The organism is Acinetobacter sp. ABJ_C4_1, assembly GCF_044538495.1.
GTDB lineage: Bacteria > Pseudomonadota > Gammaproteobacteria > Pseudomonadales > Moraxellaceae > Acinetobacter > Acinetobacter nosocomialis_A.
Genome location: NZ_JBIUCQ010000013.1, coordinates 1 through 25,101 on the forward strand (window position 1 = coordinate 1; position 25,101 = coordinate 25,101).

The window sequence follows — 25,101 nt, forward strand, 5'->3', positions numbered from 1 at the left end:
AAACAGTAAATATTTACTGTTTTTTATTATTAATTTATTATTTGAAATTTATATTTTATATGGACTTTTAGTACCTTACTTTAATTTTAATATTTTTTCTTTATTACCATCTTTATAAATTAAATTATAATTTTTATCGATTACTACATTTTTGTTTGCAGATATAGTTTTTTGTTCTACCACACCAAAAGCATTAATAATAGAAATTTCTAACTGTGGGCCTTCATCTTCATTGTCTTCAAAAGGAGAAACAATTATTTGTTTACTATTATCTGTTTCAGGCAAAACAATACTATCTCCATATGCTGGTGAAATAAATGAATAGTATTTAGTTAAGTTAGATGATTTTACCAAGTTAACTTTAGAACAACTATTTGCCTCCTTTTTTATGATGCATTTGAGATGATCATTGGAATTATATGGTAAATGTGTTAATTCTAAACCATGAATATTTTTGTCATTTTTTTTAACTTTTCCCGTATTAATAAAAGAGAGTCTAGACAAATATTCTTCTCGATAACATTGATTTTTAATTAAACCAGCTCCCTCTCCAGAAGCATAGCTTATCTTACCTTCACACTTATTTTTTATTTCTTTTACCCATTGATTATAATCATTTCTTTCTTTATTTTTTTTATTATCCAGCTGATTAATTAGTTTTGTATTTTCTTTCTCTAAGCATTTTAAATCTCCATAAACATTATTTGTATTACAATTCACTTTTGAATTATCTGCACATGCCGATACACTTAAACTCAAGGTTGCTAATAACCAACCTGTATAAAATACATACTTTCCAAACATATTAAATTCCTTTGAAATCTTTAGGTAGAACAATTTTAAACGGTTTTGGCATTTTATCTCTTAACTCTCGAACCGTTCCGTGGGCATGTATAGCTTTACCTGTACCAAGTATCATACCATTTTTCACTGCCTCATTATGAAATTTATCTACCCAAGCTTTTCTATTCTTTTCATCTGAATAATATTTATTTGCATAGTTTAGATTCTCTCCAATAATTGATTTTTTTCCATTAGCCCGCTCTACAAGATAACTATTTACAAAATTTCTAATTTTTTTGCTTACATGTGACATAGGCATATTTTCAACGCTACCGTAGGGATCTAAACTCTTCGGTCCAGTAATTTTAGAAAATTGCCTATCAGCATTCACAACTTTTCTTACACTATTTCCCCATACTCCGGATTTAGTTCTGTTCATAATAGTATCGACAACGCCAGCTGCTTGTTCTAAAAAATATTTTTCTGTCTTAAATTTTATAACTTCAGTTTCGGTTACTTTCATAATATCTATAATATCTTGATTACTTAAAACTAGTTCATCTGTTATATTATTTTGAGATTTTGGTAATGCAACTAGCCCCCCACAACTTAGAATACGTGACGAAGCAGCAAGATTAACTAGTTTAACTCCATTTAAGTCGCTTACTTTTGTTTTAAACATATTATTATTAAAATATGTAGCTAGAAACATTGTAATATCAAAATGTACCCAAGATGTTGCACCCGACTCTCCACTTCTAAAGACTTTAGGTTCTAAATAAATCTTGTCCCTGATTCTTTGTTCAGATGCTCCCATTTTTTTTGCCATAATATTTTTTCGAATAAATTCCATATCACTTAATTCTCGTGTTCTAACTCCATTTTTATGAAAATGTATATCTAGAGCTAACCCCATATGATTTACAGATGTTCTCTCATGTTTCTTATTATTTTCAATACATCTATAACCAGATTCTATATATGCCACATTAATTTTCTTATCTTTAAATTCATTTCTTAAATAAAAATTTAAAGTTTTTAGTATCCAAATTAAAGATCTATGAATACCTGGGTATTCATTAGCAATATTTATGCCTGATTGTACTCCCGTCTTTCCATTTCCAAAACCAGAACACTTACCACAATTACAAGCAGCTTTTCCCATGAAGGCAGAAATGGGGTATTCATCATAAAACTGATCTAAAGCTGTAATAACACTACCACAAATCTTCCCAGTGTCTGGAACCCCCATATAATCCCGTTGGAATTGTCTAATACATTTTGCAGTCAGTTCTGTAAATTCATCTGTTGGTAATGCTCCACCAAAACCTGCTAAGCGAATATTAACTTCTCTGATTAACTCACTTTTACCACTGGAAATACATTGAGGATTGGTTTTACAAATATTTGTAGTATTTGCTTTAGGAGTACCTCCATCTTGACTACGATCATCAACAGTCAAAATTTTAGAAACTGAACTTGCAGCTTCATTCAATGCTTTTTTAGTATCTTCATAAAGTTGATGTGCTTTTTCTGGAAGCCCATTTTCTTGTTTTGTTTGAGAAGCAGGATTAGCTGGCCTTTTTGCTGCTGGAGCTGGGGTAGTTTTTGCACTACTAGCAGTAGGTTTATTTGTAGATTGAGCTGAGTGCTTGTGCTTAGGTTTGTCTTGGTGTGAATGATTTCCAGAAGCAGGAATATGAACTGGTAATTTAATGACTTGTCCAATACTAATCTTATTGGGATCGTCTATTTTATTTAAACGTTCTAGTGCTCGAACAGTCGTATGATTTTTTTGTGCTATTTCAAAAAGCGTATCACCCTTTTTAACAATATGTGTTTTCCTTTTATATTGTCCATTATTACCTTGATTCGTTAATGTTTTTAAATCCAAAAGGACTTTAGGACTTGTAATTTTTACAATCATTCGGTCTTTAGACATTACAAAACTTTGTACTTTAACCATTGAGCCTTTAAACATACTTTTAATATATACATCTAAAGCAGTTCCTTTATCTTGGCTGATTTCAACAATACACCCAGATGAATTTGTTGGTCCCGCCGCGATAACTCGCCCAGTTTTCTGGTTTTTTACTACATATTGTGCTTTTGAAATTGGGCTGCCAAATAAATCTAAAATTTGTATTGTAACTAATGATTTTTTATTCATTTTCAGCCCCTATCTTCAGTATTATTATCAATTCCAGAGTTATTACCATTTATGCTCTGATCTTCTAAAAAGTCATCTTCATCAAAGCTATCAATTAATAGCCCCCATTCATCATCAGAACCAATTAAAACTTGAACATTTGTTGGATCAGCACTACTGATTTTTCCTGTACGTCCATGCTCATCTACAGCCCCTGAAGTAAATGAATTTGTCTCTGGAATGAATGCCTTATAGCTAAGCTTACTAAAGTCACTTTCCCAAAATAGATCATATATATCTAAACGATTACTAAAACTTGGTGTATTAGGCATCTTAGGAACCTCATAAGAAACCTTGGCCCCACCCGTAAACAAATGCTGGCCAGCTTTACTTTCAAACTTACCGCCTGTTGTTGAAAATACGCCATTGGCATTAATTTTGAGCTGTGACCCACCTGCGGTTAATACAATTTCTTTTGGACTTGTAAGCTCGATTTTATCTTCAGTAGAAATGAGCTTGATGACTTTCTTGGCAATTGCTTCAATAGCATCATCTTGTGCTTGTAGTTCAAGTTTTCCTTTTGCTGCATAAGCACGCAAACCTTTTTGCGCAGCAAACAAACTGATTTTGTCTTGTGCGTGCCCAATAATATTTTTCTGTGCACTCAAATTAATTGAACCACTGGCACTTTCAGCAATATCTTGCGACGCTTGCAAAATAATATTTTCAGGCGTCGTCAAAGCAATGCCATTTGGCGATGCTAATAACATAAGCGCTTGTCTAAAAATTTTGCCTTGTTCTTGCTGTTTAGTATCGGAACTACTTTCTAAACCTTGGGTATAACCCTCCATAAAGCCTTGTAAAGAACTCAATGCTTTAGAAGGTGATACTTCCAATTTACTGCCTTTACTAAAAGTTCCGCATACACTCATTAGGTCGAAGTCTTTAGTCTCAACATTGGCTAAGACTTTTCCGACCTCTTGAATACTTTCAAATGGATTTTTATGAATGCGATCTTTAATGCTGGCAAGCTTACCTTTAACGATGTCGGCACCATGTTCTTCAACGTTTTCGATGAACGCTTTTAAGTTTTCCACTGCATCTTTGGCATCGGTGAAGAAAGCATTAAATTCATCTACAACGCCTTTTGCGTTTCCACCCAATGCACCAATATCTTGAATAAAGCCGCCACAGTCTTTTAAGGCGTGAATAGGATCATTATTAATGCCTTCTTTAAATAAGTTCACCGTACTATTTAATGCCTGACCTGTGGTTTTTAGCTCAAGCGACTGGATGAACTTAGGTAAGCGATTAATCACGTTCAAAGCATCAGTTTGTTGCTTAGCTGCAACTTCACTGAGCATTTTCATGCTTTCATAGCCTTGTGAAAGTAAAGATTGTGCTTGTGCAGCCTCTAAATGGTCTGCAATCGCCTGCTCTTGTGCATAGGTACTAATGAGCATGCCTTTACCCGCACGCACAGCTCCCCAAGCATCTGTTCTCAACTCAAAGCCTTCACCTCGGCCTTGGCTCGCCTCTTGCTCTTTTGGATGGCTTAAATTACCCAAATTCAGCTGTGTTGCCGCATGACTACTTTGAAGTTGAGTACTTATTTGCCCGGTTGTATCATCAAAACGTAATTGATTGAAGCCGCTTCCATTGATTTCCTGACTGCGAATCCCGCTCAGTTTTTTAGTTGCAGGAAGCTGACCTTTTATATCGAACCTGGTTGGTGAACGCTGCGCTTCATGGATGCGCCCAGTCACAAATGGACGGTCGATATTGCCATCAAAGAAGTCAATAACAACCACTTCACCAATACGTGGTAAGAAACGTGCCCCATACCCTTCTCCTGCCCAAGGAGTCAGAACATCCACCCAAGCTGAGTCAGTATCATTGTCATTGCTACCTGCACCACCGTCATGGCCATGATCATCACTACGGGTAAATAGAAAACGTACTTTAATGCGCCCCCATTCATCGACATGAATGGTTTCTCCTTGTGGCCCCACGACTTTTGCTCGTTGTGGATAGGCAATTGGTCGATGCTGTTCTGGATTATATTCAGGCGCAGTTTTGATTTGACGGCGTATTAGAGTCAGTTCATTACCTTGACGCTCTATATCATCGTAGCCGTGTTGATCCCAACGACTTTGGGTTAATAACTGGCTAACTTGCTGATGTAAATCTTTAGGTAAGTTATTTTGGTTATAGAAGTTTTTAGCAATAATCAGGAACTCTTGATCTGCCCCTTCATGCTGATCAATTTCAGGGTGTTCGCGTAGATTAAACCAATAGCCGACTTGGCTATCGCGGACACTACTATAGGCTTTAAAATATTTGGCCCGACTCGCATGCATGTCGGTGAAGTGCTGATTTAGTTTTTCTAACTGACTACTACCCGAAGCGGTTGCCTGATCTTCCCCTTTTAAATCTTGCATCCAAGCGGGGCTTACGTGCCATGCTTGCTCAAGACTTAAAGTGGCGGAGTCAAAGCTGTCTGAATGTGTATGCGTAGTAACAACCGAACCATTACCCTCTTCTTGTGCAAGGGCATCGGGTTGCCAGCGCTGTACATGTACCGCTGTCGGTTGCAAACTCCGCACCGCAACAAAACCAGTAATACTATCTTGATATTCGGTTGCGCTACTTCTGTGATAGCGAATACTACGACGCTCTAAAGCCTGATACTGGCTATTGTCATCAATTAATCTTAGTTTTTGAGCTTGTATGGGCGCAGTAAAATGTGGAACAAAAAGCTCTGATTCATCAATGAGCCAACTAATACCTTCACTTCGCCATAAACGCGTAAGGAAGTCATAGTCAGACTCATTGTGCTGCATGGTGAAAGGTCGAATATCATAGTTTTGACTTAACCCACCCAAGTCAAGACTTAAACTCGCAGCAAACAGTGGACTTTTTTCTTGCCACTCTTTAAATAAAACTTCGGTAATTTCTACGATACTTTTATTCATAAAAACACGACTATTACGGCGTTTGTGCCATAAATTTGTCGCATCTTCTAAAGTCAGCTTATAAAGCGTTAAAGCACCATCACTTTGTCCATAACTGGCTTCAGTCACAATACCTGTTGTTCGGAACAATTGACCCGAATCTGTGACCTGATCAACAGCGACTTGAACGCCAATAAATTGCTTCAATGCAATTTGGGCATTGGTTGAAAGGCAGATCAATTCTGCCATTAGGCCACCATTCAGCTGATGTTGGCCTTCTATACGTTGTAAGAATATTTGGTTATTGAGTAGTTCATTAGAAAACTGTACATGGATAGCACGTTTCTGGGCATTTAGCCCTATTTTTTCCAAGACACTAAATATATTAAAAAGCATTTTTTTATAATCATAAGGATATATAAACGGCTGCACTTTATAAAAAACAGAACTATCTGTCTACAAAATTATGCGTTATTTTTATCAATTTTTCTTATATTCTCACTTATTCTAATGTGATTAAAAAAAGCTCAACTTAAGTTGAGCTTTTTTTAATCGTGTTAAACTCACTTTTTAGCAGTCTTAAATACTGGATAAAAACGGAATAACTGCCATAAACAGACCAGCAAAAGCAAAACGAAATAAACCAATGACCACATTGGTAAAGACTGGCCTAAAAAAGTCCAGTCAATTGCCGCACATTCACCTGAACCAGAAAGCACTTCTTGTAAAACTGCTTTCATCGGTAAAGCATCGATTAAATAATTTAAACCCGGTCCACAGCTTGGTACTTGGTCTGCTGGTAAATGCTGTATCCAAACATGACGGCCTGCCACGCCGACTGACCATAAAATTGCAATACCTGCTAAAAATGCATAGAAGCGTTTAATCGCATTGGAAACTGGGTTATGCAAAAATGCAATGAGCGCCACAAATCCCATTGCCATTAAGCCAACACGTTGAAAAATACAGAGCGGACATGGCTCTAACCCTTTTACATGTTCCAAATACAACGCAAAAGACATGCCGACAATGCTTGCCAATACAAGCAGTCCACTCACCAAACGGTAACTTAATCGCATGTAAAACCTCATTTTTATCTATATTGTTCAAGATATTGATCAAAACTGATCTGACTATCTTGCTCAAGTTGTTCTTGCTGCTGTAAAGATTGTGCAGCCAATTGTTCAAAATATTGTAAAGTCTCTGCACTGATTTCATGCTTTTCATAACTTTCAGCATGCATCTGTGCCATATGACTGCCAAAGCTCCAGGTTCCACCATGCTTTAACGTGTCATCAATCACATGTGCAGATAATGTTTCATCTACTTCATCAATGCGTTCTTGCATTACGGTCAAAGCCGAGCTGTACAGAGTTGTTGCATAGGTCTGATCGAGTAATTTGGCACAAGCCTGCATGTTCGAAATATGCTGACGTGCCCAATCTTCAATATGGTAAGACCCATTTAAATCAGTAATGGTTGCGTTTGGCGCTCGGCCACGGTTAACCACTTCTGTCTGGTTTTTCTCAATCAAATCTTGCTCAGGACATAGCAACTCAGGGCTATCACTGAGTAAGCAATAAAGTGCAAGTGCTTCAAGGAAGCCAGCCGTTGTTTCATTTACACCAATTGGTGAATATGGATTTACATCTACTGCACGAAGTTCAACATAACCCACTCCTCGATTTTGCAAGGCTTGAGATGGCGTTTCACCTGCGTGAGGTACCTGTTTTGGACGTACGAGACTGTAATATTCATTCTCGATTTGTAAAACATGGTCATTAATTTGCAACGGTTCACCAGAGGCATCATTTAACCCTAAACGGCTAAATGGCGGGTAAGGAGAATGTACTGCTTTTTGTAAACCAGCCAGATAACCAGATAGGTTGTTGTAGTGAATACCTAAACTTTTTTGTGCCGAGTTTTGGTAGCCTAAACGTCCCATACGGAGTGCTGTAGCATACGGTAAATAGTATGACCCTTTGATTAAAGGCAACAAATGATGTTCATGTCCCGTCAAGAAACAACGACAAACCGAAGGGCTCGCCCCGACTAAAAACATCACCAGTGGCGTTAAGCGAATAAAATTACGGATAAGTCCAAAATAACGATGACTACGATAATCTTGCAGACTGAGTGCTTTTAATTTTTCGTCAGTTTCATGTGCCTGCAAGGCAGTAAAAAGCGAATCTGGAAAAGATAAATTATAGTGTACGCCCGAAATCGTCTGCATACGGCGACCATAACGAATACCCAAACCACGGCGATAAAGCGTCTTGAAACGGCCAATATTAGAAGTACCGTATTGCGCTAGACGAATACGCTCCTCATTGTCATCTAGCATACATGGCATAGACAACGGCCAGAGTTTTTCACCATTTTCTAAATGACGGTGTACAACCGCATGAATATCGGTGAGCTCATGCAAGGCATCACCAATCGTTGGCTGTGGTGAAGTAATAAACTCCATCAACGCTTCTGAATAGTCAGTTGTAATTTTTGGATGTGTTAAAGCTGAACCTAATGCCTTTGGATGTAACTCTTGTGATAAGAACCCATTACTTTGCATACGTAGGCTTTCACGTTCTATTCCACGTAACATGCCTTGTAGTAGCGACGAATCCACCCAAGCAGGAATAACTGATTGAGATGGTGTAGTGGGTTGACTCATGCATTTGCTCGCTTATAAAAGATCACTATATACAAAATCGTGACATGATATGGATGTTGATATGATCACATCATTTCAGTTTGGCAATTTTTATCACAATCTTGTTATTTAAGACACGAAAGAATTGTGATTTTATTGAAGAATAATTGCTAAAGAGTTGTCAATATCATGAACGATCAAGACATTTTAAACTTCTGGTTTTCACCTGAACACCGTTCACTTTGGTTTGCAAAAAGTGATGAATTTGACACAAAAATTCGTGATCAATTTGCAGATATTCATCGTCAGGCAACTCGAGCAGAACTTTGGTCTTGGCGAAAAACGGCAGAAGGTCGTCTTGCAGAGATTATTGTGCTAGATCAGTTTTCTCGCAACATTTATCGTGATCAACCCGAATCTTTTGCTTACGACAGCCTCGCTTTAGCTTTGTCACAAGAAGCAATTAGCTTACAACTCGATGCACAGCTTAACCCTGAACAGCGTTCGTTTCTATACATGCCGTTTATGCATAGTGAATCGAAGCTGATTCATGAATTTGCCTTAAAATTATTTCAACGCCTCGGCAATGAAATTAATTTAAGCTTTGAGAAAAAACATAAAGTGATTATCGATCGCTTTGGACGTTATCCTCATCGCAATGCCATCCTTGGACGTGTTTCAACACCAGAGGAAACCGAATTTTTATTAGAACCGAACAGCAGTTTTTAAGACTGCTTTATTTTTTTAATGCTGAGTTATCCATTCTTCCATGCTCAGCTGGGAGTTCACCATGAAATATCTCTCTCTTTGTTTAGCTTTAGGCACTGCCTTAACTTTAAGTGCTTGTTCAACCCTACCGAGCAAACCAAAAACCTTCAATCAGCTTGGCCAGTTTTCAGCCTATCCGTTAAATGCACAAACGTTCCGAATCAGCTTCCAAGCTGACTCAAACATGAGCTATGGAACAGCTGAAGAAATTACCTTGGTGAAAGCAGCACAAACGACCGTACAAAAAGGCTTCCGCTTTTTTAAAGTGCAAAATGACCCAAGTAACCAAAGCCAAAAACCGCCTCGTCAGGCCGTGGTTTACCCATCTGCGCCAAGTTTTTATCCGTATGGCTATGGTCGCCGTTATCCGGGTTTCTGGCATGATCCGTTCTATGATTTCCCACAAGTGGTCAATATCGACCCTGTTCAAGTGTCGTATACTATTGAATGTTATCGGGATCAAAAGCAGGCTCCGCAGGACGCTTTTGATGCAACGTTAATTCTCAAATCTATCGGACAAAAATATGGTTTAAGCCCGACAGGAGAATTGCTGCCACCGCCTGAGCCGCCAGTAAAACAAAAATGAATAGGATGACCGTATGAATATGGCAGAAGAAGTACACCATGCACCCAATCTGAAGCGCAGCAAATACTTTGCGACGCTGGCACTTATTATTGTAGTAGTGCTGTGGATTGGGTTATTGATTGCCAATCGCTTTCTGCCAGAGTACACCAACTTAATTCATATTTTAATGTTAGGCGCGGAAGCTGGCGTAGTAGGTGGACTCGCAGACTGGTATGCAATTACCGTTCTGTTTCGAAACCCATTTGGTAAGCTTCCTATCCCAAAATTTTTGCGGGATCATACCGAAATTATTCCGCGCAATAAGGCTCGTATTGCAGAGTCAATGGGCCGATTTGTGCAGGAAAACTTCCTGTCACCTCAAGTGGTAGAACGAAGCTTAGAAAAAACTGACCTAAGCCTTGCCATTGGGCAATGGCTAGCCAGCCCACAAAACAACACACAAGTGGTGCAACTCATTCAGCAAACTGTGCCGAAAATTTTTGAGTTTGTGAGCCAAGAGCAAATTGCTAATTTTGTGCAAAACAATAGCGTGCAATGGGTACGTAACACTCAGGTCAATAAACTTGCGAGTGAAATGCTACGTGCAGTATTGGAAAATGATTTCCACCAAGATGTATTGCAACGTGGCCTCGATATTGCGCATGAGTGGGTGGTACAAAACCCAGATAAAACCCGTGAGTTAACCCGAAAAATGTTTAAAGCGCTAGGTGTCTGGTCTCTTGCAAAAGGCGCAAGCTGGATTGGTATTGATGTTCAGCAACGTACCATCGATTCACTGGTTGAAAAAGTAGAGTCAATGCTGGCCGACCACGAACACCCATGGCGACAGGAAATTGAAACCGTTGCTCATTCACTTATGCTCGAATTAGCAAATCCTGACAGTGTTGCCAGTCAACGCCTCAATAGCGGTAAAGATGCGCTGCTAGATAGTCCACAAGTTCTAAATTTCATTAGTGGTGCTGTCACCATTTTATGTGATGCCATTAAAGCGGATTTAATGAAAGAAGACTCCGGCATTGCGATGAACCTGAGAGCTGCCATTCAGCAATTGGGTGAAAATCTTGTCCAAAATGTAAAAGTACGCGAAGTTCTCAACAAAGAAATGACAGGACTTGCCATGAACTTTACGGATCAATATAGCCATAAAATCATACGCTATGTGAGTGAGCGTATTCATGAATGGGACTCACGTGAAATGATTGGAAAAATTGAAAATGAAGTCGGTGGCGACTTACACATGATTCGAGTAAATGGCGTTGTAGTTGGTGCATTTATCGGTTTAACTCTAGGTGTAATCCGCGCAGCGATTGAATCGATTTTATAACCTTAATAATTTCTTTAAGAGAACAACATGCTACAGCTTCAGTCAAAATTGCCCGCACAAGGGGTAACTATTTTTAGTACCATGACGGCAATGGCACAGCGCTTGGGTGCACTTAACCTTTCACAAGGTTTCCCAGACTTTCCAGCCCCTCCTGCTTTGCTCGAAGCCCTCTCACAGGCAACTTTGGCTGGACACAATCAATACCCACCTGGTGATGGCATTCTCGCACTCCGTGAACAGCTTGCTTTACAGTTTCAACAGCGTGATCAACTTCAACTTGACCCTGTAACCCAGATCACGATTACACCTGGCGCGACCATCGCTATTTTCTGTGCTATACAAGCCTGTATCAACACAGGTGATGAAGTCATTATTTTTGACCCGAGTTATGACAGCTATGGGCCTTCTGTTCAGCTAGCAGGTGGTAAAGCTGTTCGTATTGCCCTGCAAGCACCTGACTTTAAGGTGAACTGGCAACAAGTTAAAGATTTGATTAATGACAAAACCCGTATGATTGTGGTGAACACACCTCACAATCCCACTGGCACCATCTGGGAAAAACAAGACTGGTTAGAGCTTATTGAACTGATTCGAGATAAAAACATTGTGGTTTTATCCGATGAAGTCTATGAACATTTAGTTTTTGATGGTCAACAGCACTTTAGTGCATTGCATTTTCCAGAGCTCAGAGAACGTAGTTTTGTGATTGGTTCTTTTGGGAAAACCTTTCATGTGACAGGTTGGAAAACAGGTTATTGCGTCGCCTCACCTGAATTAATGCGTTTATTCCGCCAGATTTACCAATACGCAAATTTCTGTGGTACGACACCTTGTCAGATTGCGCTAGCGCAATATATGCAGCAACATCCAAAACACATTCAGGAACTTTCACAGTTCTATCAAACTAAGCGAGATCGTTTTAATCAGGCAATTCACAATAGCCGTTTTTTACTAAAACCATCGCAAGGGACTTATTTCCAAAACCTTGATTACAGTCAGATTAGACCTGACTTAAAAGATGTTGAAATGTGCCAGTTTCTTGCCGAGCAACATAAAATTGTGGCTATTCCTGTTTCGGTTTTCTACCAGCAAGCACCAGAGTCTTTACGCCTCATTCGTTTCTGCTTTGCTAAAAATGATGAAACATTGCAAAAAGCAGGAGAAATCTTGAATGAATGTTAATAAATTTAGAAACTTAGCCTAGCAAAACACTACAAGAAATCTTATCTAAATATGCTAAGTTGAATATCCGCCCCGCTCATCAAAGAGATGGGCGATGGAGAACACATGCCACCAAGACAGTCATTAATTCATCAGCAAAATCTATGGAAAACATTTTTTGTTTTCTTATTGCCGCTTATTGCAACCAATATTTTGCAAAATCTGTCTGGCACCATTAACACCATCTTTGTTGGACAAATGATGGGAGTCGATGCAATTGCCGCAGTTTCTGTATATTTCCCTATTTTATTCTTGCTCCTTGCTTTTATTATCGGAATTTCAACAGGCACCACAGTGTTAGTAGGGCAAGCATGGGGCGCACAGAATTTTGAAAAAGTACAAAGTGTAGTGGGTTCTACCCTGTTTATGACCATTATTGGCGGAATCATTACCGCGATTATTGGTGTATTTTTTGCCCACAATATTTTAGAGCTTTTAGGCACCGACCCAAAGGTCATGCATCTCTCTTTGCCTTATGTACAATGGATGTTAGCGGGTAGTCCGCTTCTATTTGTCTATATTATCTATACCTCAATTTTACGTGGTGTGGGTGACAGTACTACACCTTTACTGGCATTGGCATTAACCAGTGTAATTGGCGTAATTATTACCCCAATTTTGCTTAAAGGTTATTTTGGCTTTCCTGCTCTCGGCATTATTGCACCCGCTATAGCATCAATTATTAGTTATATTGCTATCCTAATTTTTCTTGCGATTTACCTAAACAAGAAAAAGCATCCACTTAGACCGAACCGCCAGCTTTTGCAACATATCCGTCACAACCCAGACTTAAGCAAAATCATTTTACGTTTAGGTGTGCCAACAGGTATTCAAATGATTACGACTTCTATGGCGGGACTCGTGATTGTAGGTTTAGTTAACCGCTTTGGAGCGCATGCGACAGCTGCGTATGGTGCCGTAAACCAAGTACTCAACTATATTCAGTTCCCTGCTTTATCAATCTCAATTGCGGCTTCAATTTTCGCAGCACAAGCGATTGGTGCAGGTAAATCAGACCTACTTGCACGTGTTACCCGCACGGCTTTAGGTATGAACTTTTTATTTACAGGTACCTTAATTGCGCTTGGCTATCTCTTTTCAAAATACTTAATGGCTTTATTTATTACCGACCCAACCGTGGTGGTATTAGGGCAGCAGCTTTTATTTATTGTACTTTGGGCAATTTTATTCTTTGGTGCAGGCGCCATTTTTGCATCCATCATGCGTGCCAGCGGAACCGTGACAGCTCCAATGTTACTCAATATCTCAGCTATTCTATTTATTGAAATTCCATGTGCTTACTGGTTTAGCTCAATATGGGGACTTAAAGGAATCTGGTTTGCCTATGCCTTAGCATTTGTCAGCCTCTGTATTGTTCAAGGCTTGTATTACCAGTTTATTTGGAAGAAAAAGAAGATCAAAGTCCTGATCTAAAAAGCTTGAACCTTATAAAAAAAGCCATCAATTGATGGCTTTTTTTATTTAAATCTTATTTCATCCATTTCGTCACAATGGTGGAAGCACGTTGGTAGCCTGTCGGGAACAAACGTTGGAATGCATCCAGAATTTTTGCGTCACTACCAATCAATAAACGGCGTTTATTTTTCAAAACTGCGTCTAAGATTTGACGAGCCGCTTCTTCTGGTGGGGTACGTAGGAACTTATCAAAGTTTTGAATCGATTTAGCTGGGTCCATACCTAAACTACTCAAGCTATCACTCATTTTTGCAGCTTTAGCAATATTGGTGCGAATTCCCCCCGGATGTACGCACAAAGAACTCACGCCACTTTTTTCAATATCTAATTCTTGGCGTAACGATTCGGTAAAACCACGCACGGCAAATTTAGTCGCGTTATAGCCAGACTGGGTTGGTTGAGCTGTTAAACCGAATAAGCTGGAAATATTAATAATATGACCATCTTGAGTTTGCTTAATAAACGGTAAAAATTCTTTGGTCCCGTAAACCACGCCCCAGAAGTTAATTCCAACAATCCACTCTAAATCTTCGTAGGTTGCGCCTTCTACAGTTGAACCTAAAGCAACCCCAGCATTGTTAAAAATTAGGTTAACAGAGCCATGATCTTGCACGGTTTCCTGTGCCCACTGCTTTACTGCTTCGCGGTCAGAAACGTCTAACTTTTTGGTTGTTACAGTAATGTTACTGTAGGGTTTTAATAGCTCAACAGTTTTCTCTAAGCCCTTTTCATTAATGTCACTTAACGAAAGATGGCAGCCTTGTTTCGCCAAGAGAATTGCTAATTGTTGCCCAATGCCAGAACCTGCGCCCGTGATTGCAGCGACTTTGTTTTTAAAATTTTTCATTGTCCATCCTTTGTTTTTCGATTTGCACAACCGGTTCATTGCATGTGCATTTTAGACTCTTTTAATATAATTTTGACAATAATCATTGTCAATATAGTACACTGTAATTTCAGATAGATTGGCACAATTCTGCTGACCGCTTTATCATAGGCCTCATATTTGCCGAAAAACCGATAAATCAGGAAACCATTTATTTATGGCGACAAACGACTCAACCAGTAAAAAGAAAACAAAAACTGTGAGTAAAGAACGTCAGTTCAAAGGGTTATCTCTTTCCGAGCGTAAAGAAGCACGCCGCGAAAAACTCATTGAAGCGGGTATTGCGACTTATGGGACCCTTGGCTTTTTTTCAGTGACGGTAAAGGATGTCTGCCAAGAAGCAAAACTCACCGAACGCTATTTTTATGAATCTTTTAAAAAGAGTGAGGATTTATTCCAAACCATCTTTTTAAAAATGATTGAAGAATTACAGCAAAATTTAATGCAAGCTGTGATTAAGGCCGCACCAGATCCAGAAAAAATGGTCGATGCAGGCTTAAGAGCACTGCTGACCACCTTAAAAGAAGACCCTCGTTTAGCCCGTATTGTCTATGTAGATGCAGTTCTGGTTCAGGAATTACATAATCAGGCCACCATTCAGGAAACCCTTGCTCAGTTTGACCGTATGATTCAAGCATTCGTTATGCTGACCATGCCGCAAATACAGCATAAGGAAAATGAGCTCTCTTTAATTGCAACAGGACTAAATGGTTACGTTACGCAAATTGCAATTCGATGGGTGATGGGTGGCTTTGAGCAGTCTCTCGAACAAGTTTTGACAGCCTGCCGTATTGTTTTCTTGTCTTTATTGGCACAAGTTTCAAAATAATATTAAAGTTTTTTGACACTACTTTAAGTCCCAAAACGTAGCTGAAAGCAAATTGGTAACACCTTGAATGGCTTTAAGAAAATTTATGTCGCCCTGTCATCATTCGGTCATGTGCTTGCCGTATTTTTGTCACAAATTATTGCTAAATTCGATTTTATAGACTTTTCTGCAATGAAATTGTCATAATTAATCTTTGTAATAAGCCTGTCATAACTACAAAACGGTTCACCGTTAAAATCTACAAGGTATTACGCTGTGAAAGATGACTATATTTTAATTGTCGATGATGAGCTTCCTATTCGTGAAATGATCCATACTTCTTTGGATATGGCAGGCTTTCAATGTTTACAGGCTGAAGATGCCAAACAGGCTCATCAAATTATCGTCGACCAACGTCCAGCACTTATCTTGCTTGATTGGATGTTACCTGGAGGCGTAAGTGGTGTGGATTTATGCCGCCGCTTAAAACGTGATGAAAATCTAGCAGAAATTCCAGTCATTATGCTCACCGCTCGCGGAGAAGAAGACCACAAAGTACAAGGTCTAGACGCTGGCGCAGACGACTATATGACTAAGCCATTTTCAACCCGTGAACTGGTTTCTCGTATTAAAGCTGTTTTACGCCGCGCAAATGCATTAAGCGGTGAAAAAACAATTGATGCCAATGGTTTAATTCTTGATCCTGTAAGCCAACGCGTGAGCTTTGGTAACAGCATTTTAGATATGGGACCAACAGAATATCGCTTACTTGCATTTTTTATGACCCATCCGGAACGTGCATATACACGTGCCCAGTTGCTCGATCAGGTATGGGGCGGTAATGTATACATCGAAGATCGTACCATCGATGTACATATCCGTCGGTTGCGTAAAGTGTTAGAACCTTTTGGTGTTGACCGATTTGTTCAAACCGTACGTGGTACAGGTTATCGTTTCTCTACACGTGCAGATTTAGCCGCAGGTTAACCAAAATTTATGTATGAACCCTACCCCGTCCCTGAACAGGTACGTGAACAAAAGCTTTCCCGTTACAGTAGTTTGTGGACGTTTGCTAAACAAGATTTACGACTTTTATTATTTTTCCTGATTATTGCAGGTTTAGTCGGTTTAGGGGTTGGGTATTTCTGGAGCTGTATTTTTATTGCCTTCGTGGTGTTTTTTGCACTCCAGTTGCGTTCTTTATATTTGGTGAATGACTGGATTGCCAACAACCCTTACGATGTTCCTCCCAACCTAAGTGGCATTTGGGGGGCATTATTATTTAATGTGTATCGTGCTCAGCGTCAGGAACGTATTGTTCAAGCCGAAATGGTGGGGCTGATTGACCGTGCTCAATCCTCTTTAGTTGCCCTCGCTGAAGCAGTAGTACTCATTGATGATCAACATCAAATTGAATGGTGGAACCCAGCCGCAGAGCGTTTATTGGGGATCAGTCCACTCGACCGTGGTCGCAATTTATTAACCATTTTGCGCCAGCCGACTTTTATTGAATATTTTAACAATATTGATCAAGCACCAGATGGGATAAAACTCCATTCGAGTCTTGATGATGACCGTTATGTACAGGTCAAACTCACACGGTTCGGTGGAGAAAGCCGTTTACTCGTAGCTTACGACGTAACACGTATGCACAACCTTGAGCAAATGCGTAAAGACTTCGTCGATAATATTTCACATGAGCTTCGTACACCGTTAACTGTACTCAGTGGCTATATCGAAACATTTACCGACCAAGAAGATATTAGCCCACGCTGGAAACGCGCATTTGACCAAATGCAATCACAAACCAAGCGTATGAATGCTTTGGTCAATGATTTACTGCTGTTATCAAATTTAGAAAATAACAAGAAAATTGCAAAAAACCAGATTATTGAAATGCCGAGTTTAATGAATCAATTGTTTGATGATGCTCAGGCCTACAATGCTGATTATGGACACACGCTCAATTTACACATTGATAGCCACTGTGACCTGATTGGTTCTGACATGGAAATTGCCAGCGCATTTAGTAATCTAATTACGAATGCCATCAAGTACACGCCAAAAGGTGGAACCATTACTATTGGCTGGCACGACGATGGTGAACATGCTTACTTTAGCGTGCAAGATACAGGCATCGGGATTAATCCAAAACATTTGCCGCGTCTGACCGAACGCTTCTACCGCGTAGACAGCGACCGTAGTCGTCAAACTGGTGGAACTGGTTTAGGCCTTGCGATTGTAAAACACGTATTAATGCAACACGGCGCGTATTTAGATGTGCAATCTAAAGAAAATGAAGGATCAACCTTTACCGCAGTTTTTCCAAAAGAAAGACTCTATAACATGACCTAAAATTATCGCTCGTACATATAAAAAGCCGACTCATGAAAGTCGGCTTTTTTGTCACATTTAAATCTATTTATTTAAAATTAGAGCAATAAGATTTAGCCTGATTTTTCTCAATGACATTTAAAAAGTTGATGGCAAAAGTGTTGCTCTGGCGCAATGCATCGCGATGATCTCCACCATCAATCGTTTGATATATGGTTGGTTTTTTTAATTTACATAGCTGTTGGTAATAAGCAGATGTGCCTCTCGGGTCGACTAAATGATCTTTAGAACCTTGAACAATCATTAATGGTACAGTCGGCACCATATTTTCAATGGATTGCTGTTTTAGATAAGCCAAAAGAGGTTTTAAATCTGCATCAGCTTTAAATATGCTAGAAGGAGATTTTTTCAAATCAGATTGAAGTTCAGATAAACAGCGGCTACGTGCTTGCGTTAGCACAGTGTTCATTTCTGGACTAACTAAATTTTCAGGAACAATTTTTGGTTCTGCTGCTTGTGCTCCCAATAATACAATCGGGAAAAATGCTGCCACACTAGGTTCCGGGTTCGGATTAGTTTTCACATATTCTGCAATGCCCTCATATTGATAGCCGCCTGGCGCAAGAGCGATTGCCCCTTTTAAATCTAATTCGGGAGCGTCTTTTTGACCATACGCTGCCACAGCAATGGCAGCAGCTCCGCCTTGACTATGCCCCATCACCAACCACTGTTTATTAAAATCTTTTGGCTGAAGTACATGTAATGCTCGTACAGCATCTACCACTGTATGCAGTTGACTCTTAGCATTCATATAGGGATGTGCACCTAGCGTACCTAAGCCCTGATAATCCGGTGCAACGACCGCATAGCCGCGTGCAAGCCAACCATCTAAAGCTTTGGAAGCCACTTCCTGATATGAATGAACTGGACCATCTACATAGTCACCAGAAGGTGCACAGGTGTCAGCAACTCCGGTCGTACCATGTGCCCAAGCAAGTATCGGCCAACCATTTTTTGGCGGTGTTCCTTTCGGTAGTAAAATAAATGCTGAGGCAACGATAGGCTCGCCATTCACACCTCGACTACGATAATTGATCAACAAACGCTGATCGGCTTGAGGAAATAAACTCGTTACATCTTGCTGTTCTATAGACAATATTGAACCCGGTTTTTCACTTACTATTTGCTTACTCAAATCTGTAATTGGAGCAGCCATAGCAGAACCAGATATCAAACAAATACTGCTAAATAAAATTTTAAAAAAGGAATTACTTTTTCTAATCAAGGGATTACTCCTCTATTATTTACATTACATCTATTTAAATAATCAATTTATAAAATATACATTACCATAAAGTTATCTATATTTAATGGAAATAAATAAAAATATAATCAGTAAAACTTGATAAAACTATATTTTAAAAATATGTAATATAAATACGGTTGCAAAAATTAATCCCGTTTAAATAATAAAAAATATATGCTGATATTTTCCTAATTACTACAGCGATTAAAATGTTAAAACAATATAAATTTATACCGTACCTAATTTGTATTATTCTCGGTTCTGTATCTATCCATAGCTTTGCAGACGTACAAGTGTATGGTCCTGGTGGTCCAGCACCCGCAATGAAAGAAGCCGCCAAACAATTCACCAATAAAACGGGCATAGCAGTCCATGTGACTTCTGGACCTACTTCTCAATGGTCGGAAAAAGCGAAACAAGATGCCGATGTTATATATAGCGGTTCCGAAGCCATGATGTCTGATTTTGAAAATGCTTTTTCTGAGCAAATTATAAAAGACTCGGTAGAGCCTTTATATCTACGCCCCGCAGCGATTTTAGTACGCAAAGGAAATCCTAAAAATATTAAAGGTTTTAAAGACCTCGCTAAACCTAGTGTTAAGGTTTTAGTTACGCATGGCGCAGGTCAAGTCGGTATGTGGGAAGATATTGCTGGCAGAACTGGAAATATTAAATTAACCAAATCTTTTCGAAAAAATATTGCCACCTATGCAGCCAACACAGGAATTGCCAAGAAAAACTGGGAAGAAAATAGCAGCTATGATGCTTGGTTAGTCTTTAATATTTGGGGAGTCAGTAACCCAGACATTGGACAAATTATACCGATTGAACCAGAGCTAGTTATTTATCGAGATACAGGTGTAGCCTTAACCAAGCATAGTTTAAAAGACACTGAAGCTAAACGTTTTGTGGATTTTCTATCGTCTCAACAAGGCAATGCTATTTTCAAAAAATATGGTTGGACTAAATAATTAAAAAGGGAGTCATACTCCCTTTTTAATTTTGAAAAGTATTAACTCTGCCTAAGCTAAAATATATTCTTTGATATTGAATATACGCCTACGGCATATAAAGTACCCAGTATTAAACAAAAGGCTGAGCTGATATACCAAAATAAATCACTATTCCCAACAAATTTTGATTTTAACCATGGAAAAGCAAAACCACGAATAAGAAACACGGCTGCAACAAGTGACAAAATAATTTCGGTAAAAGGTAATAGCTGTAGTCCTTTTGCTGCAAAGAAGGCATACATAGAACATACTGTTAGAATAATCCCCACAGCTATAGCTGTAAAATTAGGATACCAATGTCCCCTTTCGACCATCTGAACAATACTTTTCCCAGCCCCTAAAAACCGAAAACCATTTGCTCCCCAAAACACACAAATAAAATGAAGTAACGCGGCCACGAAAGTCAAAGCCGAAGCAAAATATAAACTAATGATAGGAGTTGGGGACATTTTATTCTCTTCGTGAGTATTTATAATGAGTTAAAAATTAATTTACTGCTAAACATTATATTTAAAAATATAGTTAATTATAGAAATGTAAATAAAAAAGAGAGCAAATGCTCTCTTTTTAAATCTATTGATGGGTTAAAGCGTATGGCCCATACGTTCGCCCATCACAACAACAGACTCGGCTTTAAAACGTTTTTCCCACTCGATTTTATCTTTTTCAAATAAAATAATTGCGGTAGAACCTAAATAAAAACGGCCAAGCTCAGTACCTTTCTCTAACTTCAACTGATGATGCTGTAATTCGATACGACCCGACGGTTTTACTTTACCTGTTGCTACCGTTTCAATACCTGCAACAATCATAGCGCCGACTAAAACGACAGCCATACGACCAAGCTCAGTATCAAACAAGCAAACCATACGCTCATTACGGGCAAATAAACCCGGTACATTTTCAGCAGTGACCTGATTTACTGAAAATAACTCACCCGGTACATATAAAGTTTCAGTTAATGTGCCTGAAAATGGCATATGAACACGGTGATAATCGCGTGGAGACAAATAAACAGTTGCAAACTCGCCTTCTTGGAAAGGTTGAGCAAGTTGTGGGTCACCAATTAATTTTTCTACAGAGAAGCTTTGGCCTTTTGCCTGAAAAACTTCGCCAGCAGTGATTTTACCAATTTGAGAAATTGCGCCATCTGCTGGTGAAACAATACTGTCTGGATTTTCGTCAACTAGACGTACGCCATCTTTCAATGCACGGGTAAAGAAATCATTAAAAGATTTATATTTGAGTGCATTGCCTTGTTCAGCAATTGATAAATCAATGCCGTATTTGGTTTTAAATGCATGAATAACCGCAGCTTTTAACACTGGATTTTCACTTGCAGCAACTTTACCCACCACACGGCTTAACTGATGCTGAGGAACAAGATTTTGTGCCTTAATAAATAATTCTTTTTTTAAGCGAGATGTAAAACTCAAGACGGCGATTCTCCAGTAATGATAGGACTATCGAGGCGATTGCCCCATTCACTCCACGCACCATCATAGGCTTTTGCTTCCCAACCCAAAAGTCTAGCCAAAATATAGGCCAAACCAGAACGGTGATGTGACTGGCAGTATACGACTACAGGTTGTTTTAAATCGAACCCAAGTTGTTCAAGACGCTGCCGCGTGCGTTCAAGCGGATGCAATTTTAGATGATTTTGACGATTAAGTGCAGTACTCCATTCAAAATGGAGTGCATTTGGAATGTGACCACCGCGTCGAGCCGCTAAACGAACACCACTGTACTCATCACTCGTCCTACAATCCCACAGTTGAATACTTTCTTGTTCAACCTGTTTGCGTAGTTCTTCATAGTTCACTCGGAACTGAGCAGCATGTGATAAATCAATCTGGATTAAATCATTAACTCGAGGGAGTTCTTCAACCTCAGCTGTGGTGGGTAAACCTGCGCCAAGCCATGCATGAATGCCGCCATTAATTAAACTGGTGCGGGTAAACCCTAAGCAATGCAAATTCCAGATTAAACGCCCAGCCCATGCCCCACCTTCATCGTCATAGACCACCACATGGTGATTTGGCGAAATATTCAATTTTTCAATGAGCGCTTGTAAACCTGCTTCATCTGGCAAAATACCAGTGGCTTCTTCATGTTGAGCCACCAACCATTTAGGCTGTAAGTGAATGGCATGTGGAATATGGAGTTGTTCATAAACCGAGGCGCGGCTCAAATCTACAATACGGATATATTCATTGCCTAAATAAGGCACTAACTCTTCTGCTTCTATTAATAAATCGAGTTTAAAATCAGGGAGTGTCATCGTCATGGTTACTTTTTATACCAGCTTAATTTCATCTTAGCATAAGCTTATATCTATCAAACTCTGATTTTCTGCTACCGTTTAGCAAAAAATCAGATATAAACATTCTCAAGCGTTAAGTGCCTGCCAAGCTGTCAAACTACATTGTCATTAAACAGCTTCTTCAAGCTCTTCAATTTGGAAAACCTGACGTAAATAAGCCAAGAACGTATCATTGTCAGTCATGGTTTTTCCTGGGCTATCCGAAATTTTGGCAACCGACTGACCATTACACTCAACCAGTTTCAACACAATATTGAGCGGTGTTTGGCCCATATCGTTAGTCAAATTGGTTCCAATACCAAAACTCACCTGAAAACGGTCTTTGAAGTATTGGTGCAATTCCCATGCTTTTGGCAAATTGAGACCATCACTAAAGGTCAACATTTTAGTTTTGGTATCAATTTTTAATTTACGGTAGTGCGCGTAGGCTTTATCACCCCACTCATATGGGTCACCACTGTCATGACGTAAGCCATCAAACAGTTTTGCGAAATACAGGTCAAAATCTCTGAGGAAAGCATCCATCCCAACAACGTCAGTCAAAGCGATTCCCAAGTCTCCGCGATATTCTTGAACCCAAGTTTCTAAAGCAGCTTTTTGAAAATCACGTAGACGGACATCAAGCGCCTGAAACGCCTGAAGGAATTCATGTGCCATGGTTCCAATTGGCGTGATATTTAATTCCTTAGCCAGCAAGACATTACTCGTTCCACGAAACACATTTGGAACAGTTTTATGAAATGCAGCCACTACATGTTTTTGCCATTCAAAGCTATAGCGGCGGCGTGTACCAAAATCAGAAACTAAAAACGGAGGGTCATTCGGCTGTTGCGATTTTTCATATTGCTGAATCAATTCAAGCTTGGCTTTTAAACGGCGTTCACCTTCAGCCCAAACTTCATCTGTTTTAATACGGCTAAAATATAACTCGTTTACAATAGCTAAGACAAAAATCTCGAACATCATGGCCTGAACCATTGGCCCTTCAATACGAATATCTAGTCGGCCTTCGGCATCAATACTGGCCTGAATAAAACGTCGTTTAAGCTGGAATAATTCTAGATAATCGACAAAGTCGCTTTTAATAAAGCGTAGTTTTCTTAAATATTGTAGTTCGTCTTCTTTATATTTGAGATTACATAAATGGTCGAGTTGCTCGTTTAAGTCATCCAAAATATCCACTAAAGGATAAACAGTATCTTCTAAATTTCTGCAACGAAAATGGTAGACACTATGTGTTTGCGGGAATTTATGCAAAACCACTTGTAGCATTGTAAATTTGTACAAGTCTGTATCAAGTAAAGAATGGATAATTGGAGACATAGTCAATGATTATTCGCTTGCTTCTTAGCATTAAAGCATATTTTTATAGATGAATTATGAGCTTTTATACCATTGTTGCAACTCCATGAAATTTCCTTTTAAAAATCATTTAAATTAATTTCTGCTAAACTGCATCAATTCAAATAATTGCAGAAACTCTCTCTAACAATGCGCGCTTTAATACAACGAGTTCTTGAAGCTAAAGTGGTGGTAGACGGTGAAACAACCGGTGAAATCCAGCATGGCTTATTGGTTTTTTTAGGAATTGGCCGAGACGATACTTTAGCCATAGGCCAGAAGCTTATCGATAAGATTTTGAAATATCGTATTTTTGATGATGAGCAAGGCAAGATGGGCTGGAACGTATCTCAGGCAAATGGCGGAGTCCTGCTTGTTTCTCAGTTCACGCTCATGGCTCAAACCCAAAAAGGTTTGCGTCCAGACTTTGGTCCAGCTATGCCACCTAGCGACGCAAAAGCACTCTATGAACAGTTGGTTGAATATACCCGCTCACAGTTTGCAAATGTTCAAACAGGTATTTTTGCTGCTGACATGAAAGTACATCTCATTAATGATGGGCCAGTCACTTTCAATTTAGAAGTTGAAGCGTAAATATAAAAAAACTCCCAATCGGGAGTTTTTTATTAGATCTTAGCGACCAGTTTTTTCTTTAATAAAAGCACGTGCTTGGCGTACTTTATCTTTTACTGGTTTTGGTAGTCTTGGTGGAATGAGTTTAGCTGCTTGGTTAAACCAAACGAGCAAGCTGAAATCGCCTTCCATTTTAATGCTACCGTCTTGCATACCCGTCATAAATGCAGTTGGGTCGCCTTTAAGTAAAGTTTTTACACCTTGTTCGCTATCTGCAAATTGCAAAATAAAGTCCGCTTTTTCAGGTGAGCCAGCGACTGTATCGATGTGACCATTGTTAATAATAATTTGGCGAGCAACACCTAAATCAGTACCAATTTGAATGCGGAATGCGCGGTCATGCACTAGCTCAATAAACTTAGGACTTGTACGTGCCAACTGTTTCATACGCAGTGCCAAACCTGCTACCAATAAATCTAACGGGTCTGTACTGACATCAACAAGTGGTAACTTGACTACAGGTATAGAAGAAAGTTTCATGAACATTCACGCCTATTGTATTTTTATGAAAACCTTGGGGCAAAACTCAGCAAGGGCTCCCCATTG

At 39.2% G+C, this 25,101-nt stretch carries 22 protein-coding genes; 10 read left to right on the top strand and 12 right to left on the bottom strand.

Translation table 11 applies throughout. From position 1 onward, the window contains the following. Window positions 1–75: 75 nt before the first annotated feature. The 5 genes from ACIF8R_RS14350 to gshA form a co-directional block, all read right to left on the bottom strand. Complete coding sequence (locus ACIF8R_RS14350; protein ID WP_396481496.1) at window positions 76–804, bottom strand: hypothetical protein; 729 nt, start codon at window positions 802–804, stop codon at window positions 76–78. Between the two features lies 1 nt (window position 805). Then, window positions 806–2,953: a LysM peptidoglycan-binding domain-containing protein gene (locus ACIF8R_RS14355; protein WP_396481498.1), complete on the bottom strand. Its 2,148-nt coding sequence runs from the start codon at window positions 2,951–2,953 to the stop codon at window positions 806–808. Window positions 2,954–2,955: 2 nt separating this feature from the next. Next, the gene (locus ACIF8R_RS14360; RefSeq protein WP_396481500.1) at window positions 2,956–6,282 is read right to left on the bottom strand and encodes a type VI secretion system Vgr family protein; all 3,327 of its coding nucleotides are present in this window, start codon (window positions 6,280–6,282) and stop codon (window positions 2,956–2,958) included. A 167-nt stretch (window positions 6,283–6,449) separates the two neighbouring features. Then, on the bottom strand, window positions 6,450–6,965 hold the full coding sequence (locus ACIF8R_RS14365; RefSeq protein ID WP_001240033.1) for a disulfide bond formation protein B: 516 nt from the start codon (window positions 6,963–6,965) through the stop codon (window positions 6,450–6,452). 14 nt (window positions 6,966–6,979) lie between these two features. Beyond that, window positions 6,980–8,557 (bottom strand): glutamate--cysteine ligase, encoded by a 1,578-nt coding sequence (gene gshA / locus ACIF8R_RS14370; RefSeq protein WP_396481502.1) that lies wholly within the window; start codon window positions 8,555–8,557, stop codon window positions 6,980–6,982. Between the two features lie 168 nt (window positions 8,558–8,725). Here gshA and ACIF8R_RS14375 point away from each other — a divergent pair, with 168 nt between their 5' ends. The 5 genes from ACIF8R_RS14375 to ACIF8R_RS14395 all read left to right on the top strand — a co-directional run bounded on the left by ACIF8R_RS14375 (window position 8,726) and on the right by ACIF8R_RS14395 (window position 13,869). Beyond that, a complete protein-coding gene (locus tag ACIF8R_RS14375; protein WP_191028761.1) occupies window positions 8,726–9,265 on the top strand; it encodes a DUF924 family protein in 540 nt (179 codons plus the stop codon). A gap of 61 nt (window positions 9,266–9,326) precedes the next feature. Continuing rightward, window positions 9,327–9,890 (top strand): CC0125/CC1285 family lipoprotein, encoded by a 564-nt coding sequence (locus tag ACIF8R_RS14380; protein ID WP_151761708.1) that lies wholly within the window; start codon window positions 9,327–9,329, stop codon window positions 9,888–9,890. 13 nt (window positions 9,891–9,903) lie between these two features. Then, window positions 9,904–11,214 (top strand): DUF445 domain-containing protein, encoded by a 1,311-nt coding sequence (locus ACIF8R_RS14385; protein ID WP_263614855.1) that lies wholly within the window; start codon window positions 9,904–9,906, stop codon window positions 11,212–11,214. 27 nt (window positions 11,215–11,241) lie between these two features. Next, entirely contained in the window at window positions 11,242–12,396 is a 1,155-nt protein-coding gene (locus tag ACIF8R_RS14390; protein ID WP_396481504.1) for a pyridoxal phosphate-dependent aminotransferase, read from the top strand. Between the two features lie 105 nt (window positions 12,397–12,501). Beyond that, window positions 12,502–13,869: an MATE family efflux transporter gene (locus ACIF8R_RS14395; protein ID WP_396481506.1), complete on the top strand. Its 1,368-nt coding sequence runs from the start codon at window positions 12,502–12,504 to the stop codon at window positions 13,867–13,869. 55 nt (window positions 13,870–13,924) lie between these two features. Here the strand turns inward: ACIF8R_RS14395 and ACIF8R_RS14400 are convergent, their stop codons facing one another. Next, complete coding sequence (locus ACIF8R_RS14400; protein WP_348888319.1) at window positions 13,925–14,758, bottom strand: SDR family NAD(P)-dependent oxidoreductase; 834 nt, start codon at window positions 14,756–14,758, stop codon at window positions 13,925–13,927. Between the two features lie 196 nt (window positions 14,759–14,954). Here ACIF8R_RS14400 and ACIF8R_RS14405 point away from each other — a divergent pair, with 196 nt between their 5' ends. From ACIF8R_RS14405 to phoR, 3 genes are all read left to right on the top strand, one after another. Next, window positions 14,955–15,626 (top strand): TetR/AcrR family transcriptional regulator, encoded by a 672-nt coding sequence (locus ACIF8R_RS14405; protein WP_198071896.1) that lies wholly within the window; start codon window positions 14,955–14,957, stop codon window positions 15,624–15,626. Window positions 15,627–15,881: 255 nt separating this feature from the next. Beyond that, window positions 15,882–16,592, top strand: coding sequence for a phosphate regulon transcriptional regulator PhoB (gene phoB, locus ACIF8R_RS14410; RefSeq protein ID WP_000650776.1), 711 nt, complete (start codon window positions 15,882–15,884; stop codon window positions 16,590–16,592). Between the two features lie 9 nt (window positions 16,593–16,601). Further along, window positions 16,602–17,960: a phosphate regulon sensor histidine kinase PhoR gene (phoR, locus tag ACIF8R_RS14415; RefSeq protein WP_263614859.1), complete on the top strand. Its 1,359-nt coding sequence runs from the start codon at window positions 16,602–16,604 to the stop codon at window positions 17,958–17,960. A gap of 67 nt (window positions 17,961–18,027) precedes the next feature. On the opposite strand, the gene ACIF8R_RS14420 is transcribed toward phoR, so the two are convergent. Beyond that, window positions 18,028–19,224, bottom strand: coding sequence for an alpha/beta fold hydrolase (locus tag ACIF8R_RS14420; RefSeq protein WP_396481508.1), 1,197 nt, complete (start codon window positions 19,222–19,224; stop codon window positions 18,028–18,030). A gap of 230 nt (window positions 19,225–19,454) precedes the next feature. Between ACIF8R_RS14420 and ACIF8R_RS14425 the strand changes: the two genes are divergently transcribed. Beyond that, window positions 19,455–20,216 carry an AcfC family putative adhesin gene (locus tag ACIF8R_RS14425; RefSeq protein ID WP_396481510.1) on the top strand — a complete coding sequence of 254 codons (762 nt, stop codon included), beginning with the start codon at window positions 19,455–19,457 and terminating at the stop codon, window positions 20,214–20,216. Window positions 20,217–20,272: 56 nt separating this feature from the next. On the opposite strand, the gene ACIF8R_RS14430 is transcribed toward ACIF8R_RS14425, so the two are convergent. The 4 genes from ACIF8R_RS14430 to pncB all read right to left on the bottom strand — a co-directional run bounded on the left by ACIF8R_RS14430 (window position 20,273) and on the right by pncB (window position 23,904). Continuing rightward, the gene (locus ACIF8R_RS14430) at window positions 20,273–20,707 is read right to left on the bottom strand and encodes a hypothetical protein (protein ID WP_263614862.1); all 435 of its coding nucleotides are present in this window, start codon (window positions 20,705–20,707) and stop codon (window positions 20,273–20,275) included. 135 nt (window positions 20,708–20,842) lie between these two features. Next, window positions 20,843–21,694: an archaetidylserine decarboxylase gene (asd, locus tag ACIF8R_RS14435; protein ID WP_396481512.1), complete on the bottom strand. Its 852-nt coding sequence runs from the start codon at window positions 21,692–21,694 to the stop codon at window positions 20,843–20,845. Further along, window positions 21,691–22,539, bottom strand: coding sequence for a sulfurtransferase (locus tag ACIF8R_RS14440; protein ID WP_396481609.1), 849 nt, complete (start codon window positions 22,537–22,539; stop codon window positions 21,691–21,693). Before ACIF8R_RS14440 ends, asd begins: the two co-directional genes overlap by 4 nt. Window positions 22,540–22,689: 150 nt before the next feature. Continuing rightward, window positions 22,690–23,904, bottom strand: a complete 1,215-nt coding sequence (pncB, locus tag ACIF8R_RS14445) for a nicotinate phosphoribosyltransferase (RefSeq protein ID WP_396481514.1) — start codon at window positions 23,902–23,904, stop codon at window positions 22,690–22,692. A gap of 168 nt (window positions 23,905–24,072) precedes the next feature. Here pncB and dtd point away from each other — a divergent pair, with 168 nt between their 5' ends. Next, window positions 24,073–24,516: a D-aminoacyl-tRNA deacylase gene (dtd, locus tag ACIF8R_RS14450; protein ID WP_396481516.1), complete on the top strand. Its 444-nt coding sequence runs from the start codon at window positions 24,073–24,075 to the stop codon at window positions 24,514–24,516. A 39-nt stretch (window positions 24,517–24,555) separates the two neighbouring features. Here dtd and ACIF8R_RS14455 read toward each other — a convergent pair whose 3' ends face one another. Beyond that, window positions 24,556–25,035 (bottom strand): SCP-2 sterol transfer family protein, encoded by a 480-nt coding sequence (locus tag ACIF8R_RS14455; RefSeq protein WP_263614865.1) that lies wholly within the window; start codon window positions 25,033–25,035, stop codon window positions 24,556–24,558. Window positions 25,036–25,101 lie beyond the last annotated feature (66 nt).

Excerpts from the sequence above, each read along its gene's own strand:
- ACIF8R_RS14350 (WP_396481496.1), bottom strand. The coding sequence starts at position 804 with ATGTTTGGAAAGTATGTATTTTATACAGGTTGGTTATTAGCAACCTTG.
- ACIF8R_RS14355 (WP_396481498.1), bottom strand. The coding sequence starts at position 2,953 with ATGAATAAAAAATCATTAGTTACAATACAAATTTTAGATTTATTTGGC.
- ACIF8R_RS14360 (WP_396481500.1), bottom strand. The coding sequence starts at position 6,282 with ATGCTTTTTAATATATTTAGTGTCTTGGAAAAAATAGGGCTAAATGCC.
- ACIF8R_RS14365 (WP_001240033.1), bottom strand. The coding sequence starts at position 6,965 with ATGCGATTAAGTTACCGTTTGGTGAGTGGACTGCTTGTATTGGCAAGC.
- gshA (WP_396481502.1), bottom strand. The coding sequence starts at position 8,557 with ATGAGTCAACCCACTACACCATCTCAATCAGTTATTCCTGCTTGGGTG.
- ACIF8R_RS14375 (WP_191028761.1), top strand. The coding sequence starts at position 8,726 with ATGAACGATCAAGACATTTTAAACTTCTGGTTTTCACCTGAACACCGT.
- ACIF8R_RS14380 (WP_151761708.1), top strand. The coding sequence starts at position 9,327 with ATGAAATATCTCTCTCTTTGTTTAGCTTTAGGCACTGCCTTAACTTTA.
- ACIF8R_RS14385 (WP_263614855.1), top strand. The coding sequence starts at position 9,904 with ATGAATATGGCAGAAGAAGTACACCATGCACCCAATCTGAAGCGCAGC.
- ACIF8R_RS14390 (WP_396481504.1), top strand. The coding sequence starts at position 11,242 with ATGCTACAGCTTCAGTCAAAATTGCCCGCACAAGGGGTAACTATTTTT.
- ACIF8R_RS14395 (WP_396481506.1), top strand. The coding sequence starts at position 12,502 with ATGCCACCAAGACAGTCATTAATTCATCAGCAAAATCTATGGAAAACA.
- ACIF8R_RS14400 (WP_348888319.1), bottom strand. The coding sequence starts at position 14,758 with ATGAAAAATTTTAAAAACAAAGTCGCTGCAATCACGGGCGCAGGTTCT.
- ACIF8R_RS14405 (WP_198071896.1), top strand. The coding sequence starts at position 14,955 with ATGGCGACAAACGACTCAACCAGTAAAAAGAAAACAAAAACTGTGAGT.
- phoR (WP_263614859.1), top strand. The coding sequence starts at position 16,602 with ATGTATGAACCCTACCCCGTCCCTGAACAGGTACGTGAACAAAAGCTT.
- ACIF8R_RS14425 (WP_396481510.1), top strand. The coding sequence starts at position 19,455 with ATGTTAAAACAATATAAATTTATACCGTACCTAATTTGTATTATTCTC.
- ACIF8R_RS14430 (WP_263614862.1), bottom strand. The coding sequence starts at position 20,707 with ATGTCCCCAACTCCTATCATTAGTTTATATTTTGCTTCGGCTTTGACT.
- ACIF8R_RS14440 (WP_396481609.1), bottom strand. The coding sequence starts at position 22,539 with ATGACACTCCCTGATTTTAAACTCGATTTATTAATAGAAGCAGAAGAG.
- pncB (WP_396481514.1), bottom strand. The coding sequence starts at position 23,904 with ATGTCTCCAATTATCCATTCTTTACTTGATACAGACTTGTACAAATTT.
- dtd (WP_396481516.1), top strand. The coding sequence starts at position 24,073 with ATGCGCGCTTTAATACAACGAGTTCTTGAAGCTAAAGTGGTGGTAGAC.
- ACIF8R_RS14455 (WP_263614865.1), bottom strand. The coding sequence starts at position 25,035 with ATGAAACTTTCTTCTATACCTGTAGTCAAGTTACCACTTGTTGATGTC.